The organism is Corallincola holothuriorum (genome assembly GCF_003336225.1).
In the GTDB taxonomy this organism is placed as follows: Bacteria; Pseudomonadota; Gammaproteobacteria; order Enterobacterales; family Neiellaceae; genus Corallincola; species Corallincola holothuriorum.
Genome location: NZ_QPID01000001.1, coordinates 436,757 through 455,932, shown reverse-complemented (window position 1 = coordinate 455,932; position 19,176 = coordinate 436,757). Strand labels below are relative to the sequence as shown.

General features: G+C 46.5%; 14 protein-coding genes. All 14 read left to right on the top strand.

The genetic code is table 11. The annotated features are described in order from the left end of the window. The first annotated feature begins 3 nt into the window (after window positions 1-3). Window positions 4-3,555, top strand: coding sequence for a type VI secretion system membrane subunit TssM (gene tssM / locus DU002_RS01885; RefSeq protein ID WP_114336646.1), 3,552 nt, complete (start codon window positions 4-6; stop codon window positions 3,553-3,555). Then, complete coding sequence (gene tagF, locus DU002_RS01880; protein WP_114336645.1) at window positions 3,537-4,229, top strand: type VI secretion system-associated protein TagF; 693 nt, start codon at window positions 3,537-3,539, stop codon at window positions 4,227-4,229. The genes tssM and tagF overlap by 19 nt, the downstream gene beginning before the upstream one ends. A 2-nt stretch (window positions 4,230-4,231) precedes the next feature. Beyond that, on the top strand, window positions 4,232-5,038 hold the full coding sequence (locus DU002_RS01875) for a PP2C family protein-serine/threonine phosphatase (protein ID WP_199405138.1): 807 nt from the start codon (window positions 4,232-4,234) through the stop codon (window positions 5,036-5,038). A 72-nt stretch (window positions 5,039-5,110) separates the two neighbouring features. Next, complete coding sequence (tssA, locus tag DU002_RS01870) at window positions 5,111-6,196, top strand: type VI secretion system protein TssA (RefSeq protein WP_114336643.1); 1,086 nt, start codon at window positions 5,111-5,113, stop codon at window positions 6,194-6,196. Between the two features lie 68 nt (window positions 6,197-6,264). Beyond that, a complete protein-coding gene (gene tssB / locus DU002_RS01865; RefSeq protein ID WP_114336642.1) occupies window positions 6,265-6,777 on the top strand; it encodes a type VI secretion system contractile sheath small subunit in 513 nt (170 codons plus the stop codon). Beyond that, window positions 6,774-8,267, top strand: coding sequence for a type VI secretion system contractile sheath large subunit (gene tssC / locus DU002_RS01860; protein ID WP_114336641.1), 1,494 nt, complete (start codon window positions 6,774-6,776; stop codon window positions 8,265-8,267). The genes tssB and tssC (DU002_RS01860) overlap by 4 nt, the downstream gene beginning before the upstream one ends. Window positions 8,268-8,332: 65 nt before the next feature. Continuing rightward, window positions 8,333-9,745, top strand: coding sequence for a type VI secretion system contractile sheath large subunit (tssC, locus tag DU002_RS01855; RefSeq protein WP_114336640.1), 1,413 nt, complete (start codon window positions 8,333-8,335; stop codon window positions 9,743-9,745). A gap of 7 nt (window positions 9,746-9,752) precedes the next feature. After that, the gene (locus tag DU002_RS01850) at window positions 9,753-10,568 is read left to right on the top strand and encodes a type VI secretion system accessory protein TagJ (protein WP_114336639.1); all 816 of its coding nucleotides are present in this window, start codon (window positions 9,753-9,755) and stop codon (window positions 10,566-10,568) included. Between the two features lie 6 nt (window positions 10,569-10,574). Next, on the top strand, window positions 10,575-11,066 hold the full coding sequence (gene tssE, locus DU002_RS01845; protein WP_114336638.1) for a type VI secretion system baseplate subunit TssE: 492 nt from the start codon (window positions 10,575-10,577) through the stop codon (window positions 11,064-11,066). Further along, window positions 11,063-12,886, top strand: a complete 1,824-nt coding sequence (gene tssF, locus DU002_RS01840) for a type VI secretion system baseplate subunit TssF (RefSeq protein ID WP_114336637.1) — start codon at window positions 11,063-11,065, stop codon at window positions 12,884-12,886. The genes tssE and tssF overlap by 4 nt, the downstream gene beginning before the upstream one ends. Beyond that, on the top strand, window positions 12,883-13,872 hold the full coding sequence (gene tssG, locus DU002_RS01835; protein WP_158537933.1) for a type VI secretion system baseplate subunit TssG: 990 nt from the start codon (window positions 12,883-12,885) through the stop codon (window positions 13,870-13,872). Before tssF ends, tssG begins: the two co-directional genes overlap by 4 nt. A 49-nt stretch (window positions 13,873-13,921) precedes the next feature. Further along, complete coding sequence (gene tssH / locus DU002_RS01830) at window positions 13,922-16,528, top strand: type VI secretion system ATPase TssH (RefSeq protein WP_114336635.1); 2,607 nt, start codon at window positions 13,922-13,924, stop codon at window positions 16,526-16,528. Between the two features lie 268 nt (window positions 16,529-16,796). Continuing rightward, the gene (locus tag DU002_RS01825) at window positions 16,797-17,276 is read left to right on the top strand and encodes an Hcp family type VI secretion system effector (protein ID WP_114336858.1); all 480 of its coding nucleotides are present in this window, start codon (window positions 16,797-16,799) and stop codon (window positions 17,274-17,276) included. Between the two features lie 72 nt (window positions 17,277-17,348). Then, entirely contained in the window at window positions 17,349-19,160 is a 1,812-nt protein-coding gene (locus DU002_RS01820; RefSeq protein ID WP_114336634.1) for a type VI secretion system Vgr family protein, read from the top strand. Window positions 19,161-19,176 lie beyond the last annotated feature (16 nt).

The following is a 19,176-nucleotide window of genomic DNA, read 5'->3' as shown; positions in this document are numbered from 1 at the left end:
TTTATGTCAATTAAAGGCGTATTCCAGCGCTCTTTGTCTGTATTTCAGTCGAAGTGGTTAGTTACATTGATAGGCTTCGTGGCTCTCTCACTGCTTATTTGGTTTGGTGGCCCCTTACTTGCCATCGCAGGGCATGAACCTTTAGCAAGTCCCGTCGCCAGACTGGTGATGTTACTCATCTTCGCGATAACGTGGGGAGCGATTAATGTCGGCCACCAGGCGCGTCACCGCCGTCATAATGACGAAGCAATTAAAAGTCTATTAGATGGTGATGATGAAAGTGGCGAAGATGTATCTGACGAAGAGGTTGCCACCTTAAAAACACGCATTACTCAGGCGTTGGAAATCCTGAAAAGCGCTCGCTTGAATAAAGGTCAGAGTGTGTATCAGCTGCCTTGGTATGTTCTCATTGGCCCACCGGGCACCGGCAAAACTACCGCGCTGGTCAATTCAGGCTTGGAGTTTCCATTAAAAGATAAGCTGGGCGCAGATGCGTTGTCAGGGATCGGTGGTACAAGACATTGTGATTGGTGGTTTACTAATCAAGCTGTGCTAATTGATACTGCCGGTCGGTATACCACGCAAGACAGTCATGCCAAGAGAGACGCCCGTGCTTGGCTTGGTTTTTTGGGATTACTAAAGAAATACCGCCCACGCCGGCCAATTAACGGCGCCATTATTACAGTAAGCCTCGCCGATCTATTAACGCAAACGAAAACCGAGCGAAACCTACATGCCAGAGCGATTAAGCACAGGGTGCAGGAGCTACAAAATCAGTTTGGTATGCGTTTTCCCGTCTATGTCATTCTTACTAAGGCAGATCTGGTCGCAGGTTTCTCTGAGTTCTTTTCTGACTTTGACAAGGAGCAACGCGAGCAAGTGTGGGGTATGACCTTCCCGTTAGATGTCGAAGACAGCGAACGCGGTGTGGTTGGTGAATTTAATAAAGAGTTTCATGGTTTACTCTCTTCGTTACGTCAGTCGATGAACCAGAAGCTGTTGCAGGAACATGATACCGATCGTCGAACGCTGATCTATGAATTCCCGAAACAGTTGCGTATGTTGCAAGCGCACGCAGATGATTTTTTGAAAGAGATCTTCGCGCCAAACGCATTTGAAGAAGCGCCAATGTTAAGGGGCGTTTACATCGTCAGTGCAACCCAGGAAGGAAAACCGATCGACCGGGTAATGACTTACACGTCTGGCGGCCTTGGTTTAGGACAGATCCCGCTGCGTCACTCCGCCGGTGATACAAAAGGTTTTTTCTTAAAGCGTTTGTTAGAAGAGATTATCTTTCCAGAGCAAAATGTTGCGTCCACTAATCTACACCATGAGAAGCAGCATCGTTGGTTGACCCGCGGCGCTTTGGCGGCATCGATGTTGCTCACGCTCACTTTTTCGCTACTTTGGTATGGCAGTTATAGCTGGAATCACAGCCTGATTGATCAAAGTGATGCGGCCGTCCAACGCTATCGTGAGATCGTTGGTGGCGAGTTAACCAAAGATGCCGACGTTGTCACGCTTGGGCATGCCCTTTCGGCGCTTAGAGAGCTGCCTGCAGGGACGGACGGAACTGTCATCAATGAAGATGGGATTAAGGGGTTAGGTCTATACCAAGGGGAAAAAATCGGTCAACCGGCAAAGTCTGCATATACCCGAGCGTTACAGGGCTATTTAGCGCCGTTCATGGCGAAAACGCTGGAACAAGAGATGCGCGCTAATGAAGACTTTTTGGAGTTTTTGTATGAATCGCTAAAAACGTATTTGATGTTGTTCGATGAATCAAAGCGGGATGAAACGCAGATCATTAGTTGGTTCGAGGTTTATTTTGAACGTAAGTTACCTGGTGAGATAAACAAAGATCTGCGCGTGGCCTTGATTGGTCACATCCGGCAATTGAATTTATTGGGTGTCGATCCTTCGTTCAAGGATGAACAGGCAACAGCGAATGCTCGCGCTGTACTAACTCAAATGCCGCTCTCTGAACGTGCATATCAGCGCCTCCGAACTGAATTTCTAAGCAGCCATGTACCAGATTTTCGCCTGACAGAAGTGCTGGGAACCGATAGCCTTAGAGTGTTTCAACGGCGCAGCGGTAAACCTCTGAATCAAGGCGTTCCGGGGCTATACACCTATCAGGGCTTTCACACCTTATTTCAATTGGAAAATGGCCGGGTGGTTAAACGGCTGATGGAAGATAGCTGGGTATATGGCGATGAACTCGGCGAACTCGGAGGACGTGCGAAAGATAGGCTAGCGGCCGAAGTGAGTTTGAAGTATTACCGCGATTACATCCACTTTTGGGATGATCTATTAGGTGACGTTGAGTTAAAGCCGTTTACTGACAGTGAACAGGGTGCTTATCAAGCGAAAGTGCTCGCCGGCCCTGAGCAGCCTCTGCAGAATATCATCGAGGCGGTACGTGAGCAGGTTGCCTTGACCAAACTACCTATCAGCGATGAGGCTGCGGCAGCTGGCGAAGTGGCGGCAAGCGTCGCCGATGTTGCCCTGGCGCGGCAAAAAAGCAGGATCAGTCGTTACCTACCAAATAGTATGCCCGATATTGAGGTGCAACTGCCTGGAGCAGAAGTAGAAGCACATTTTGAAGGTGTTATCGAGATCACCGATGCTGAACTGGACAAACTGCATCAATCCTTAAAATCCTTACATCGCTATCTAGATCAGCTTTCAGCTCCCGGAGATAACGACAAAGCTGCTTATATAAGTCAGTTGGGGGGGAATGGGCAAGGCAAATTGAGCCGTGCCATGTATCAGGTTAAGCGCAGCCTCCCTTCACCATTCGATCAGTGGATAAATGGCCTAGCGAATCAGACCTCGAGCTTGGCACAGCAAGGGGCGCGTACCCATCTCAATGATATCTGGCGCGATAAAGTATTGGCAGAGTACCGTTCAGCTATCAAAGGGCGCTACCCAGTAACGCCATCCAGTACCAAGGAGGTGACGTTAAAGGACTTTGGTGGATTTTTTGGCTACGGCGGCACGCTAGATAGTTTTTTCACTACATACCTAGAGCCCTTTGTTGATACCTCTAAAACAAATTGGCGTTTTGAGAAAAATATCGGGGTTAGTGCGTCGACGCTGAAAGTATTTGAACGGGCAAGACGGATCCGGGACGCATTTTTTGCCGACGGATCTCAGATCCCCCATGTTGAGTTTGGCTTAAAACCCGCGTATTTGGATCGTAGCATTAGCCATTTCATGTTGGAGTTGGACGGACAGACATTGTCTTATCGCCACGGCCCGTTGCGCTTATCGAACTTTGAGTGGCCGGGAAGACAAGCTGACCGCACGACACGGGTAATGTTTGCACCACCACGAGTTGGGCGTTCAATAACTGCAACCTATGATGGCGATTGGGGATGGTTCCGCTTACTTGATAAGGCCGCCGAATCAAGGCCTGAAACTGTCAAAGACAAGTTGGTGCAGATATCGTTACAAGGTAATAAGTTTGACGTGGAGTTGATACCTAGCAGCGTTAATCATCCATTTTGGAATGCAGATCTGGAGCGTTTTAAATGTCCGATACAGCTGTAAGTGGGTCTTTTGGCTATTGTGGCAAACTCCCTGCGCGGCGGGACTTTGTCAAAGATGGATTGCCGGAAGCGTTTGAACAGGTTTGGCATGAATGGATCCAATCTGCTTTGGCGGTGAGCAAAGAACAGCTAGGCGATCAATGGTTGTCATGCTACTTAACGTCACCTATTTGGCATTTTGCGCTTTCGTCCGGGGTCTGTGGCGATGAAACCTTGGTTGGCACTATGATCCCGAGCGTTGATGCGATTGGCCGTCACTATCCGTTTACTTTGGTTGCGGGTGTCGAAGAAGCTGCAATTCATTATTGGAAAGATAGGCAGTGGGGTGACTACACCTCGGAAAAAGCATTAGATGTGTTGGATGACGATATTGATCTTAAAAAATGGGCAAAAGGCCTCGCGGATGAGCACCCCTTAAGCGAGGTTGCAATAGAGCCTGCGGATCTCAACGCCGTTGCGAACAAAGGCAGTGGTATTGTGTTTTCTGATAGCGGATTGTCCAGTTGCCCGGCGATATTAGATCAGTATTTAAAAGAACAACACGACGCCTATTGTATATGGTGGACCGAGGGTTCAGAACTAGTGCAACAGTGCACCTTAATCACATCAAAGCTGCCTTTGGTCAGTCAGTTCGCGGCAATGCTTGATGGTGATTGGAAGGCGTGGGGATGGTAAACATGAAACAGAAGAGCCTCTGGCACTATTTTAGCTTTTCCCAGACTCACCAAGGAAAAGTTCGAGACCATAACGAAGATGCGTGTTTCGACAACCCTGAAGCTGGCGTTTGGGTGGTCGCGGATGGTATGGGCGGGCATGAAGCGGGTGAAGTGGCTAGCCGTATCGTTATTGACTGCGTAGAAATGGCGGTGAAGGACTTAACCGCAGAGCAGTTATCAATTGATAAACTCAGAACCGCGTTAGAGCAGGCTAACGAACAGATATTACGTCACTCAGCCTCACACCTCAGTGGGAAAACTATTGGTGCCACCGTTGTCCTACTATTTATTCAAGATGGTTATTTTCACTGCTTATGGGCCGGAGACAGTCGCCTTTATCTTAAGAGGGAGGGGCGCTTGCTGCAGAAATCCCGGGATCATAGTCAGGTGATGGATATGGTCAGCGAAGGTTTGCTGTTAGCGTCGGAAGCTGAAAGCCATCCCCTTGCCAATGTGATCACTAGAGCGGTAGGTGTACACAGTGAATTAGCGTTGGACCAGGTTTCTGGGGTTCTTTTATCCGGGGATCAGTTTCTCTTATGTAGTGATGGCTTGAACAAAGAACTGTCCGATGAAGAGATTGCCAGCTGCTTCGCTGCTGATAGTCTAACCAATGCGGGTATGGCTATGTTGCATACCGCGTTAGTTAAAGGTGCGTCTGACAATGTCACTATCGCGTTAGTTCGCGCTACTGAAGAGGCTTCTGTTTCAGAGGTGCGTCATATAATTGACGATACCATACCTATATTTGACACTTTTCAACGTTAGGGGATTGAAACTAAGTTAATCCTCTTATACTCTTTAACGCCAATGCAGGATGCAGTTTGGTTTACAGGACTCATGGACGACACTTTGTTAGATATCTCCGCGCTCATCGCGCCTATTTCTGAAGAGGCCCCAACGGGGATCGATCCTCGTCTTGATGTCACGCCCACATCGCCATACTACACACTTAAAGATGTGCGGAACACGGCACGGGCGAATGAGCGTAATGCGCTTATCGACAATGAATCACTACTAAGCTTGTCATCTCTTTGGCAACCTATTGCCGACCAAGTCCCCGAGTTACTGCAGAGCCATTATAAAGATTTAGAGCTAACCGCTTGGCTAATAGAAGCACTCGCGAGGCTCCATGGATTTGCTGGCCTGGCAGCCGGATTTTCGCTGGCGACACATCTTATAGAAGACCATTGGCAACAGCTTTACCCATCTCCAGATGAGGAGGGGCTTGAGACTCGCATATCACCTCTGATTGGGTTGAATGGCATTGAAGGCGAAGGCGCATTGTTGATGCCAATCTCATCGATCCCCCTGACACCAGAGAGCGGCGAATTTAGCTTTTCTCTTTGGGAATACGAACAGGCGCTAGAAGTAGAGCGATTGGACGACGAAAAGAAGCGCAACCGTATTGATGCTGGTGCAGTTGAGTTGGCCGATGTGTTATCAGCAGCGAAGGCTGCACCCAAGAGTTTCTTTTTGCAACTTAATAGAGATGTTGGTAATGCCATCGCGTCGTTTGAACAACTCTCTATGGCGATGGATGCTGCCTGCAGTTCCCCGCAACCAACTTCGCAAATAACCAAGCGCCTGAATGCTGCCCAAGAAGCGGTAGTCTATTTGGCTGGCGACAAATTGGCTGAAATGCCTGAGTCTGCCGAAGAGCGCGTTGCAGATGAAGAGCTGGGCACAACATCGCAGGCTTTTGGCTCGCAATCTCACGTCGCTAATCGAGAGCAAGCGATAGAAACCCTACGTCAAGTTGCTGCGTTTTTTAAGAGCTCTGAGCCACATAGCCCAATGGCTTACGGCATTGAACAAGTTGTGCGTTGGAGTGACATGTCATTACCGGATCTGCTCAGTGAACTGATCAGTGATGGTGAAGCTAGAAACGGTTATTTCCGTTTAACGGGAATACCCATTGAATAAGTTGTTATTTGCCCAGAAAAGCGGCGCGGACGGGTCGCTTGGGTGTGGAACATTGAAAGGAGATCAAGATGAATAGTATCCACGGCAAGCTGTCCCGGGTACGTAAACCTCGGGTTCACATTACCTATGATGTTGAAACAGAAGGAACGACGGTTAAAAAAGAGTTGCCTTTTGTTGTTGGCGTTATGGGTGATTTTGCAGGGCAAAATACCAGTGCCTTAAAACCGTTAAAGGAACGCCGCTTTATTCAAATCGACCGTGATAACTTTGACGATGTGCTTAAGCGCATGAATCCAAAGTTGGAGTTTAAAGTTGATAACAAGATGGCTGACGACGGCACAGAGATGAAAGTGGCACTTGAGTTTAATTCAATGTCTGATTTCGAGCCTGCAGCGGTTGTAAATCAAGTGGACCCTCTGCGTAAGCTAATGGAAACTCGTAATAAATTACGTGATTTGATGACCAAGATTGATCGTTCAGAAGATCTGGAAAACATCCTTGAAAAGGTGCTTAGTAATACTGGCGATCTTGAGAAATTAGCTGATGAACTGAATATATCAACTAAGGAGCCTGCAGAATGAGCACGGAAGCAGCAGAAGCATTAGCCACAGAGACGGCAGAGGTTACCAGCTCGTTACTTTCTCAAGCGATTGACGCGACCAAACAAACGGAAAGTAGCCGTGCTCAAGAATTGATTAAGACGCTGACCGAAGAAGCGTTATCGGGCACTGTGAAGTGGCAGAAAAACTTAACGGTCACATTTAATGAAGCAATCGCAGCGATCGATGAAACAATATCGCGCCAACTTGCTGCCATTATGCATGATGAAGGTTTTCAAAAGCTTGAAGGAAGCTGGCGCGGCTTGAACTACCTTGTCATGAATAGTGAGACCAGCCAAACGCTTAAAGTTCGTATGCTCAACATGAATAAGAAAGAGCTGCACAAAGACTTAAGCAAAGCGGTTGAATTTGACCAAAGCCAAATCTTCAAGAAGGTATATGAGTCCGAGTTTGGTACACCTGGCGGTGAGCCTTATGGTGCGCTTATCGGTGATTACGAGTTCACTAATCACCCCGAAGACATTGAAACCCTTAGCTTGATGTCCAATGTGGCCGCTGCGGGTTTCTCACCATTTATCTCTGCCTCTTCACCATCACTGTTTGGCTTCGACGACTGGACAGAGCTATCTAAGCCGCGAGACTTGGAAAAGGTATTCGAATCACTTGAATACAGTAAGTGGCGTTCATTCCGTGAGAGTGATGATAGCCGTTTCGTGACATTGACGATGCCGCGTGTTTTGGCTCGCCTGCCGTATGGCGAAGCGACGACTTCGGTAGAAGAGTTTAACTACGAAGAGTTTGAAGTTGACGCTCAGACGAATCTGTCTAAGACCGCTGAACACGATGATTACTGTTGGATGAACGCATCTTATGTAATGGGTGTGCGTTTAACCGAAGCATTTGCAAAGTATGGTTTCTGTACTGCCATCCGTGGTGCGGAAGGCGGTGGTCGTGTTGAAAACTTGCCATCACATCTATTTGTTAGTGATGATGGCGACCCTGATCTGAAGTGTCCAACAGAAATCGGTATTACAGACCGCCGAGAAGCTGAATTGGGTAAATTAGGATTCTTGCCGCTTTGTCACTATAAGAATACCGATTATGCCGTGTTCTTTGGTGGTCAATCTTGCCAAAAGCCTAAGCGTTACGATAACCCTGAAGCAACTGCTAATGCAGCGATCTCCTCTCGACTGCCTTATATGATGGCGACCTCGCGTTTTGCTCATTACTTGAAAGTGATGGCAAGGGATAAGATCGGTAGTTATATGGAAGCTGAAGATGTTGAGGCTTGGTTGAATCGCTGGATCCTAACTTTTGTGAACGCATCAGAAGGTGGTGGTCAAGATATTCGAGCCAAGTACCCGTTAGCTGATGCCAAGGTTCAGGTGAAGGAAATACCTGGAAAGCCTGGCGCATACAATGCTATTGCATGGTTACGCCCCTGGTTGCAGATGGAAGAGCTGACCACGTCACTTCGTTTGGTCGCCAAGATCCCTGAAATTGGCAGCTGATCGTTTTTAGGCTTACCGGGCAATAGCTTGGTAAGCCTAGCAGTGACACAAGGAAGTGGATAAACATGGGTGCTGAGTTTAAGGCAACATCGGTTGGCGTAAGTGAAAGCAAAGAGCAACACGCTTTGGCGGTTTTGCGTGCTAGGCTTCTGCGCGCGATAACCAGTATCGATAAAAAAATCCAGCAACAACTTGATACCATTCTCCACCATTCTGCCTTTCAGCGATTAGAGGCTAGTTGGCGAGGGCTCTGCTATTTGGCAGAGCAAACTGAGCAACATGATCGCAACGGTTTGTGCCGTATTAAAGTGATATCGCTTAGTTGGCATGAGTTGAGTCGTGATATTAATCGCGCAATCGACTTCGACCAAAGTGAGTTCTTTAAGCTGATCTATAGCAATGAATTTGATATGGCGGGTGGTGAGCCATTTGGTCTTTTAGTTGGTGATTACGAAGTCAGTCATCGTCAACGCGCCGGCGAACAGTTGAATGATATTAATGTGTTGAAGGAGATAGCATCAACCGCAGCTGCTGCCTTTGCGCCGTTTATTACTTCCGCGTCGCCGACATTGTTAGGTGTCGACAAATTTAGTGAGCTGTCATCGGTGTCCGACGTGTCAACACAGTTCCAACAGCTGGATTACCTTAATTGGCGCCGACTCCGGCAGATGGAGGAATCCCGTTTTCTCGGTATAACACTGCCACGGATATTAATGCGTCGTCCTTATATGAGAGATGGTAGTCGGCAGGAAGCATTCCATTATCAGGAGTGCGTGGCCTCCGGCGAACAGGATCTCCTTTGGGGTAATGCTGCATTTGGCTTTGCTGCGGTACTTGTTCGAACTTTCGCTGAATGTGGATGGTTCAGTCAAATACGTGGGTTACAACCTGGAAAACAAGCGAACGGACTAGTGTGTGAGCTTCCGTGTCGCGTCGCTAGCGAAATTGTCGAGACAGGCCTAGGTATGAATAGTGTTGACCTGCAAGTTAGTGACCGTCTCGAGAAAGCGTTGTCAGACTCAGGTCTGGTACCGTTGTCCACCGTTCCGTATTCGCCGCACTTGGTCTTCTATAGTAATGCCTCCGTGCAAACGCCGATGGCATACGATTCTCCAGCGGCGACTATCAATTCGCGGCTGTCGTCCATGCTTCAGTATGTCATGTGTGTATCCCGTTTTGCTCACTACATAAAAGTGATGGGGCGGGATCTGCTAGGCACCTACGAAACATCTTCCACCATCGAATCAAAGTTACAGCGCTGGCTCCATAGTTATACGACCGCCAGTGATAATGCATCAAACGAGGTCAGAGCTAAGTACCCGTTAGGTGAAGCAAATATAGAAGTTAAAGAAAAACTTGGTCAGCCGGGACACTATTACTCGGTCATCAGACTTCGTCCGCATTTTCAGTTGGACCAGATGGTGTCGAGTATGCGCTTGGTTACTGAATTGTCCCCCAAATTTAAAACAGCCGTGTGAGAGCCCCATGAAGGAACTAAAGACATTAATACAACAGGGAAAGTTAACCGATGGTATTCAATATCTCGGAGAAAAGCTAAAGGCTGACCCTCTGAATATCGACTATCGCAGCAGTTTTATTGAACTGCTTTGCATAGATGGTCAGATCGAGCGGGCTGATAAGCAACTTGATATGCTGGTGCGTCAACACCCTGAGTGCCTCGGCGGCGCCAGCAGTCTGCGTCAACTTATCCGCGCGGCGCAAGCGCGCGTTGACTTCGCTAATGGTGGTGACACTGTCACGTTGACGAGTGAAGCAGATGACTCGTTTAAGGCATTAGTCGGTTTGCGCATAGCGATGAAAGAACAAAATTCAGAAGCGATCACGACACATGCAGAACAGCTGGAGAGCCTTCGCAGCGAAGTGCAATTGGGCATAAATGATGTACTCGAGACGACCGTTCGAGATCTTGATGACACCTTGTGTAACTACGTCGAAGTGTTTGGTACCAATGGTCTCTACTATCTGTTCCCGTTGAGCCAAATAGAGAGCATCGTTTTTAAACCGGTGAGCTCTTTGGTTGAGTCGGTATGGCGTCGCGTAGAGATAGAAGTTAAAGACGGCCCTGGTGGTGATGCTTTCATCCCTATGACGTATCTCGGTTCGGAAAGTGATCAGGAAAAGCTAGGTCAAGAAACTAACTGGGCGCAACTTGAAGGTAGTGAAGTCTATGTTGGCCGGGGACTCAAAGTTTGGCTGGTTGGCGAAGCCGATTTAGCACTGAACGCGTGCGCGACGGTGAAGTTGCACGAAAATGTGCACTGTGAAGCTGTATCGGTCTAGCCGTTAATGCCACTGCACAGTAAACAACCCCTACAGCGTTCATTACTGGATCGTTTGATTGATGATGACCCTACCGGTGTTCGTGACAGTAAAGCGATGACTAATTTCGGTCTTCGCGAGTTACGTGACAGTGTTCGCCGGGATCTTGAAGCCTTGCTGAACTCACGAAGTAGTTGGTTGGAGATCCCTGATCACTATGAAGAGCTTCAGGCTTCGTTGGTAAATTATGGTTTACCTGACTTTTCCTCTATGCAGACGAGTAACTTAGAGGGGCGTCAAAGGCTGTGCCAGATAATAGAAGAGGCTATCTTGCGCTTCGAGCCGCGATTTGTCGAAGTATCAGTAACGGCGCTGGATGAAGAGATGCCACTAGATCGCATTTTAAAGATACGTATTAACGCATATTTGCATGCTGATCCGCTCCCCGAAGAGGTTTCATTTGACTCAGAACTGGAGCCGGTTCATTTAGGTATGCTTGTGAAAGAGGTTCATGGATGAGTGATCAACTGCTGAAGTACTATAATCGCGAGCTTTCTTATATGCGAAATATGGGAGCAGAGTTTGCCAACCGTTACCCCAAGGTAGCGGGAAGACTTCGAATGAGTGAGGAGGTAGTCGAAGACCCTCACGTCTCGCGTTTGCTTGAAGGTGTTTCTCTACTAACAGCTCAGGTGCGAAGAAAGCTGGATGACAGCTTCCCAGAGTTAACCGATGGCTTGTTAGGCATGTTGTACCCTGACTATCAAGCGCCGATCCCCTCAATGTCCATTATTCAGGTATCAAGTCAGAACCTGACGGATTCTGCATTAAAATTACCTGCACAATCCGTGGTGGAAAGTCGCAACGAAGGTTATAAAAATTGCACTTTTAGAACATGCTATGAGACCGATGTTTGGCCAATCAGTGTTGCAGATGCATCTTTTATCAATGCGCCGTTTAAAGATCCTGTAGGGCCTTTTAGTAAAGCACAGTCAATGTTGCGTCTAAATGTCACAGGCGAATTTGCGAACGTTGAGCTGAAAGAGATGGGGATTGATCGATTAAGATTCCATCTTAATGGACAACCCCAGGTTACACTGCCTTTGTATCAACTCATATTCCAATCGGCGCTTGGAATTGCCATAAAATCAGGCGCAAAGGGACATACTCGGTACTTGCAGCCGAGACACCTCAAAAGAGTTGGTTTTGATAGTCAGCAGGCGGTGGTGCCTTATAGTAAAAGAAGCTTTGATGGCTACCGGTTGTTAGTTGAGCAATTTGCCTTTCCTGAGAAGTTTCTATTTTTCGAACTTGATGAGCTTTTGCCCGAGTGGTTGGGTGATGATAACAAGGTTGAGATCACCCTCTTTTTTAGTGCGCCTTCTGAAACACTCACCAAGCAACTCAACAAAGAGCATGTTTTGTTAGGCTGTACGCCGATAATCAACTTGTTTGAACAAAAAATGGAGACATTTGAGGTTAAACCTGCGCGATATGAATACCAATTAACTCCGCAATATGGTGATGCTGATGCTCGGGAAGTGATCAAAATTGACAATGTAGAGGCGTTTGATCATCAGGGTGAAAGGCTACAACTGAAGCCATTTTATAGTGAATCCCATCCGCGGTATTCAAATCAAAACGACCTTTATTGGAGCAGTCGGCGCGAGTTAGTTAGCTGGGCCGGTGGCTTTACTGAGCCAGGCCATGAAACTTATCTCTCTGTCATTGATCCAGAGGCTCAGTTAGTGGAGTTGGAAGAAGAGCAACGTTTGGTTGTTGATGTTACAGCCACGTGTAGCAATAGGAACTTAGCTAGCCGCTTACCATTTGGTGTTGGCCAGCCGAAACTTCAAATAAGTGCAAAAGCAGACCTTATTAAATCTGTGCGGTGCTTGGTGCCGCCAACAAAACCGATACGCCCGGCCCTTGGTGAAGCGACACGATGGCAGTTGATGCGCAACCTTTGTTTAAACGATTTTGCAGATGGTAATAGCCGCGAAATACTGGTTGATTGTCTAAAGTTGTACGACTTTACGTCGTCACCACAAACCGCATCCATGATTGACGCTATTCATTCGGTGGAGGTTAAACCAGCGACATCTAGAGTCGTAAGCAAGGGTAGGGTGGCTTTTTGTCACGGTTCAGAAGTCATTATCGAGTTTATCGAGGATGAGCTTTCGGGGAGCCAACTGTTCTTTTTTGGTAGTGTCTTATCTGAGTTCTTTTCTCTATTTGCAGCGGTTAACAGTTTTACGCAATTGTCGATCAAACTCCGTTACCAGAACCGTCATTTTCATCAATGGCCTGCAGTTTCTGGTGGAGTGCCTTTGCTATGAATCTAAACGAGTTGGCAAAAAACACGCACCATTATGATTTTTTTGAGACCGTGCGTTATATACAAAAACAGTGGCGCGCTGCCGATGAGGTGCATTGGATTGGCACGGACAGTCTGCCATCAAAAGAGTTGGTTCGCTTTAAAACATCTCAACACCTTGGTGTCCCAAGTCACTCTGTTGAAAATGTTCATATCGGCCCCTACCTGATTCGCAGTCATAAGAGAGTTAAACTGCAGACCGCGCTGTTTGGCTTAACCGGTGTTAACGGTGTGCTGCCGAAGCATTACTCCGAACTCGTTATGCAGCGAATTAAAAACAAAGACACCGCGATGGCGGAGTTTTATGACCTGTTTAATCATCGAGTGCTGTCACTTTTTTTCCGTGCTTGGGAAAAATATCGGGTCCCCGTAGCGTATGAGAATAAACCTAACGGCCAACGGAAAACTTTAGATGATGTTATGCACGCGTTTGCCGGTGGCTCTACGAGTTTAGAAGCCTATTATGGTGGCTTATTTGCTAACAAAATTAGAAATGCCAAATCGCTACAGAATATTCTTGAAGACCTTAGTGGTAGCGTCGTTTCAGTTAAACAATTTGTCGGGCGCTGGCTGTCATTGCGCGAAGAAGAGCAGACTCGACTTGCGGGGCGTCTGCAACCGGAAGGGCAGTATGCAGCCCTTGGTATGGGGGCAACCATAGGTAAAAAAGTATGGGATACAAGTTCGGCAATCGATATTGAGTTCCATGTGGATAGCATGGAAAAGGCGCGGGCATTGCTACCGGGGATGAAGCTCTTCATGGCGGTAAAACGGATCAGCGAACGATACCTCCCCGCGGGTATGAAAGTACGCTGGCGAATGACAGCCCAATACGGTGATCTGCCGAGCGCGGTTCTTGGCAATCGCAGTCCGGGGCTCGGACAAGGTGCTGGATTACAAGTAAGAAGTCAGAGGCTAACAGAACAGACAACGATAACGATTGCATAAATCTATCAATCACAACATTTACTACTGATTAACTGGAAAGGATACTGGTATGTCCACGATGACATTGAAGTCACTCGTTGAAAAACTGTCACCCAATTGCAAAGTAAGCTTAGAATCGGCTGCCGCATTGTGTCATTCGAAGTCCCACCAGACGGTTGAGGTGCTCCACTGGCTGTCTACGCTCGCATCTAATGAGCAGGGAGATTTTGCCCTATTAGCTGATTACTTTGCCGTGGATATGGGCGAACTACGGTCAAATCTTAATTCGAGTTTGGACAAGCTAAGTAGCGGCTATGATTCGTCTCCGGGACTGTCACCGCAGTTAGTTGCGTGGCTAAAATCAGCTTGGATGGCTGCGACAATTGAGTTTTCCGATCATCAAATTGGTACAGTTCATCTACTCTATGCGTTGATTAATGACGATCAATTAGTCACCGCCACTATGCGCTATACCACAACGCTGGAGGCGATTAGCCCAGCGAAATTAGTTGATGTGTGGCCGGAGCTAAGACAGAAAAGCGTGGAGATCACGACCGATCAAAACACAGCACACGCCGGAGTTCAAAAGGCTGCCACTGGCGGCGCGCTGACGCAGTTCACAACTGATCTGACTGATATGGCCAAACAGGGGAAAATTGATCCTGTATTGGGGCGTGACATAGAGATACGACAAATGATCGATATCTTAACGCGGCGGCGACAGAACAACCCGATCCTAACGGGGGAAGCTGGTGTGGGTAAGACAGCGGTCGTTGAGGGACTAGCACAGCGCATTGCAAACGGTGATGTACCTGATGCGGTTAAGCAGATCCGTATACTTTCGTTGGATTTAGCGTTACTTCAAGCCGGTGCAGGCATGAAAGGTGAATTTGAAAGTCGCCTTAAGAATCTGATCAAAGAAGTAAAAGCATCAGAACAGCCAATCGTGCTTTTCATCGATGAAGCGCACACCTTAATAGGAAGCGGTGGTCAAGCAGGACAAAATGACGCGGCAAACCTATTAAAGCCCGCCCTTGCTCGAGGGGAATTACGTACTATCGCTGCGACTACATGGGCTGAATATAAAAAATATTTTGAGAAAGACGCAGCATTGGCGCGTCGCTTCCAGGTAGTTAAAGTGGAAGAGCCCTCGCCAGAAACGGCGGTGGTTATGTTGCGCGGTATTCTACCAATCATGGAGAAGCACCATGGCGTGTTCATATCTAATAGCGCACTGCGCGCGGCGGTGACGTTATCTAGCCGTTATATTACGGGCCGCCAACTACCAGATAAGGCTGTTGCGTTGCTCGATACTGCATGTGCACGTGTAGCGATGAGCCAAGCATCAGTGCCGCCCAGTTTAGAACAAATTAAAAAGAAAAAGTCAGAGCTGACCGCTGAAGTTGCACTGTTAGAAAAAGAGCAGGTAACCGGATCTGATCATGCTGAAACGATCTCTGAGTTACGTGAAGCACTGACTAACATTGAATCTGAAGAATCGTGTTTAGAGTCCGCTTGGCGCGATGAGAAAGCGATAGTTGAACAACTCAACGATCTGTATCACACGCTCTATAATTCCGAAAGCCAACAAGCCGACGAGGAAAGTCGGTCGAAACTAATTGCGCTTAAAGACTCAGTTGAAGCCACCGCTGCGCCATTAGTTCATCAGTCTGTAACGCCAACATTAGTCGCTGAAATTATAGCGGATTGGACCGGTATTCCTGTTGGACGAATGCAGGGCGATGAGATTAAGACCGTACTAAACCTTAGTGAATCGATGCAAGAGCGCGTCGTTGGGCAAGATCACTCATTGGCACTGATCGGAAAAGTTGTACAAACTGCCCGGGCTCAATTAGCGGATGAAAGAAAGCCTAACGGTGTTTTCCTTCTTTCCGGTCCCAGTGGTGTAGGTAAAACGGAAACGGCGCTGGCTCTCGCTGAACAGATCTATGGTAGCGAGGACGCAATGACGGTTATCAATATGTCGGAGTTCAAAGAGGAGCATAAAGTTTCTCTTCTTCTTGGTTCACCTCCGGGTTACGTTGGATTTGGCGAAGGCGGTGTGTTGACTGAGGCGGTTCGTCGCAAACCTTATAGCGTTGTATTGCTTGATGAGATGGAGAAAGCTCATCCAGGTGTACAGGATATTTTTTACCAAGTCTTTGATAAAGGTACGATTAAGGATGGTGAGGGGAGTGATATAGATTTTTCCAATACCATCATTATTATGACCTCAAATGTTGGAACCGACACGATAATGCGGTTACATGAAGATCCTGATACCGCGCCGTCTACCGAAGGCCTGTTAACAGCAATAAAACCCGATCTGCTAGAGGTCTTCAAGCCCGCGTTTCTTGGTCGGATAAATGTAATTCCATATCTGCCATTAAATGATGGGTTGTTGACTATTATCGCTAAGATGCAACTTGATAAGATAGCCGGAAGAATCGAACGAGCATATCAAGCATCTACAGAATATTCTGAAGCGCTAATTAACCATCTGATTTCTCTCTGTGATGATGCAGGATCAGGTGCGCGTGTTTTACACAATAATTTGCAAAATATTCTTTTACCCAACCTATCTTCAGAAGTACTACTCGCGTTGTCTGAAAATAGCGAGTTTGATCATGTTGTTTTGGATGTAGAGAATGGAGAAATTACGATCGGCCTATTGTAAGTTAGGTGGCGCTAATTTAGTTTGAATGAAAGGTTTAATTATTTAAATATATCGTTGTTTATAGTTTGTAAATATCGACTATAAAGATATAATCACTGTGACCAATAAATGTTTTCGGTCGCTAAGCCAAAAGGAATTGGCACTTCAAACCCGTTCGGGAATGAGCCAATTTCCTTTTGTCAATATCACAAATCATCAACGAAGTGATGATATAAAAGTTGCAGTTAAATCATTGGCTGTGACATTGATAATGCTAAAGGAGATTAGCGTGCAAGCAAATACTTATCTAAATTATGAAGGCATCAAAGGCGAAGCAACAGCTGAGCAGTATAAAGATCTTATCACCTTGCTTTCTGTTGATTGGGCAGTAAATCGTGAAATTACATCTTTCACTGGTACTGCACAAGATCGTGAAGCAAGTGCTACAAGATTAGGTGATATTACTATCACTAAGATGCAAGATAAGGCATCACCAGATCTGTTCAAAGAAGCAACCATTGGTAAAGGTAAAAAAGCGGTTTTCCACATTACCAAGCAGGGTGAGAAAATCGAAGAGATCATGAAGATTGAACTGACTGACGCTATGATTTCTAGCTATTCAGTGTCAGTACAAAACGATCGTCCAGTTGAAACGCTGACTATCTCTTATACCGAGATGATGATGACAGTGACACCTACCGACGACAAAAACAATGTTCAAGCACCTATGGTTTATGGCTATAGCGGTGTTAAAGGACAGCAGCTGTAAGCGCAAGCTACTCTGTATAAAGGGGTGCTTAGGCACCCCATTTTTAGTTACTGAAAAGTAAATAGGTAAGCCATGGAAAAGGCGTCGCAAGACAACAATATCATTAGCGTTGAAACTGATCTTGGAAAAGACAAACTCCACATTACTTCATTGGAAGCCGTAGAGAGTATTTCCACCCTATTTAGTATTCAACTTAACGTATACGCTAATGAAGAACTCGTTGTCTGTGATCGGATGATCGGTACTGATGCGACGATAACTATATTGCTTGGAGGTAATAAAAAACGTTATTTACACGGACAGATCACAAACTTGAGGTCCTTGGGTAGTCGTGTTTCAGCTGATGCTGATGGCCATAAGTATCAAGACTATCAACTTACCGTTTCTCCAGATCTTTGGTCTCTAAATAGACGAACAAACTGTAAGATTTTTCAAAAGAAAAACATCGAAGATATTGTTAGAAATATACTTTCTGTATATGGAATAAAATCAAAGTTTGAATTAAATAAAACTCACGCCGTTTACGATTATAAAGTTCAATATCATGAGAGCGACTTCTCATTTATCTCAAGGCTATTAGAAGATGAAGGAATATTCTATTTCTTCGAACACGTAAAAGGCGCACATACGATTGTATTTTCCGATGATGTAGCCTCCTATCGTAAAAGTCCAGAAGGTCAAGTGGCTTTCACGACCGGAAGCCTTTCTGAGGCCCACATCCACAGCTGGAGTGGCTCAATTAATCTACCGTCAACCAAGGCGGTTATCGCTGGATACGATTTTGCTAAGCCTACAAAGAAGCCGTGTGCCACAGCAACAGAAAGTGACGAACTCGAAGTCTATGAGTATGTAAGTGAATCAGAATGGAATAACCGTTCCAACCTTGCTGCAGAAGTTACTCTCGCGTCCTTGCAAAAAGACCGGGTTGAGGCAAATGCCAGTAGTAATTGCCGAAGCTTTACGGCAGGGCATTATTTTTCTTTTTCTGCCCATGAAGATCCGGCCGAGATTAACAAATCATATCTCATTACTAAAAGTCATTTAGTGATAAAAATTGCCAGTCAAACTGGTGCCGAGAAACAACAAGACCAGCTCATTACTAATAGCATTAGCTGTATACCTGTTGACGTCTGTTTTGTGCCCAGTCAACTGACCGTTAAGCCGACTATCACGGGTGTGCAAACTGCCGTAGTGACTGGGGATTCGACTGACGAGATAACAATCGATAAGTATGGTCGAGTCAAAGTGCTTTTCCATTGGGACCGTGAAGGAATTCTTGATAGTGCCAGTTCATGCTGGGTAAGAGTGGCGCAGAACTGGGCGGGAGACCGTTGGGGAGCATTCTTTTTTCCGCGTAAGGGACAGGAAGTGCTCGTTGAGTTCCTCGGTGGGGATCCCGATCAGCCGATCATTATTGGTGCTGTATATAACGGCGACTTGATGCCGCCTTATGACCTTCCTTCGGATAAGACGGTTTCCGGAATTAAAACCCGATCATCTAAATCTGGCGGCGCCGATAATTTTAATGAAATAAAATTTGAGGATGCAAAAGGTAAAGAGCTGCTATATGCCCAGGCAGAAAAGGATCTCGAGTTACTCGTCAAGAACGATCGCACTGAAACGATTAAAAGAGATCGTCTGACTCAGATTAATAAAGATGACACAACAGCGATTAAAGGTGAACGGGTTACCGAGGTTGGTAAGAGCGATAAATTGACCATAGGTAAAGAGCTAGTTATCGATGCTGGTAGCAAGATAACGATAAAAACTGGCGGTGCATCTATAACGTTGTCGAGTAGTGGTTCGGTAGATATTAAAGGCTCGAAAATTTCAATAAATGGCAGTGCTATCGCGTTAAAAGCTGGCAGCATTTCTCTGAACTAAGGTTAGGGCAATTACA

Bases quoted from the DNA above. Each gene is read 5' to 3' on its own strand.
- tssG (WP_158537933.1), top strand. From the start codon at position 12,883: ATGAATCTAAACGAGTTGGCAAAAAACACGCACCATTATGATTTTTTT.
- DU002_RS01850 (WP_114336639.1), top strand. From the start codon at position 9,753: ATGAAGGAACTAAAGACATTAATACAACAGGGAAAGTTAACCGATGGT.
- tssF (WP_114336637.1), top strand. From the start codon at position 11,063: ATGAGTGATCAACTGCTGAAGTACTATAATCGCGAGCTTTCTTATATG.
- tssC (WP_114336640.1), top strand. From the start codon at position 8,333: ATGGGTGCTGAGTTTAAGGCAACATCGGTTGGCGTAAGTGAAAGCAAA.
- tssE (WP_114336638.1), top strand. From the start codon at position 10,575: ATGCCACTGCACAGTAAACAACCCCTACAGCGTTCATTACTGGATCGT.
- tssB (WP_114336642.1), top strand. From the start codon at position 6,265: ATGAATAGTATCCACGGCAAGCTGTCCCGGGTACGTAAACCTCGGGTT.
- DU002_RS01875 (WP_199405138.1), top strand. From the start codon at position 4,232: ATGAAACAGAAGAGCCTCTGGCACTATTTTAGCTTTTCCCAGACTCAC.
- tssM (WP_114336646.1), top strand. From the start codon at position 4: ATGTCAATTAAAGGCGTATTCCAGCGCTCTTTGTCTGTATTTCAGTCG.
- DU002_RS01820 (WP_114336634.1), top strand. From the start codon at position 17,349: ATGGAAAAGGCGTCGCAAGACAACAATATCATTAGCGTTGAAACTGAT.
- tagF (WP_114336645.1), top strand. From the start codon at position 3,537: ATGTCCGATACAGCTGTAAGTGGGTCTTTTGGCTATTGTGGCAAACTC.
- tssA (WP_114336643.1), top strand. From the start codon at position 5,111: ATGGACGACACTTTGTTAGATATCTCCGCGCTCATCGCGCCTATTTCT.
- tssH (WP_114336635.1), top strand. From the start codon at position 13,922: ATGTCCACGATGACATTGAAGTCACTCGTTGAAAAACTGTCACCCAAT.
- tssC (WP_114336641.1), top strand. From the start codon at position 6,774: ATGAGCACGGAAGCAGCAGAAGCATTAGCCACAGAGACGGCAGAGGTT.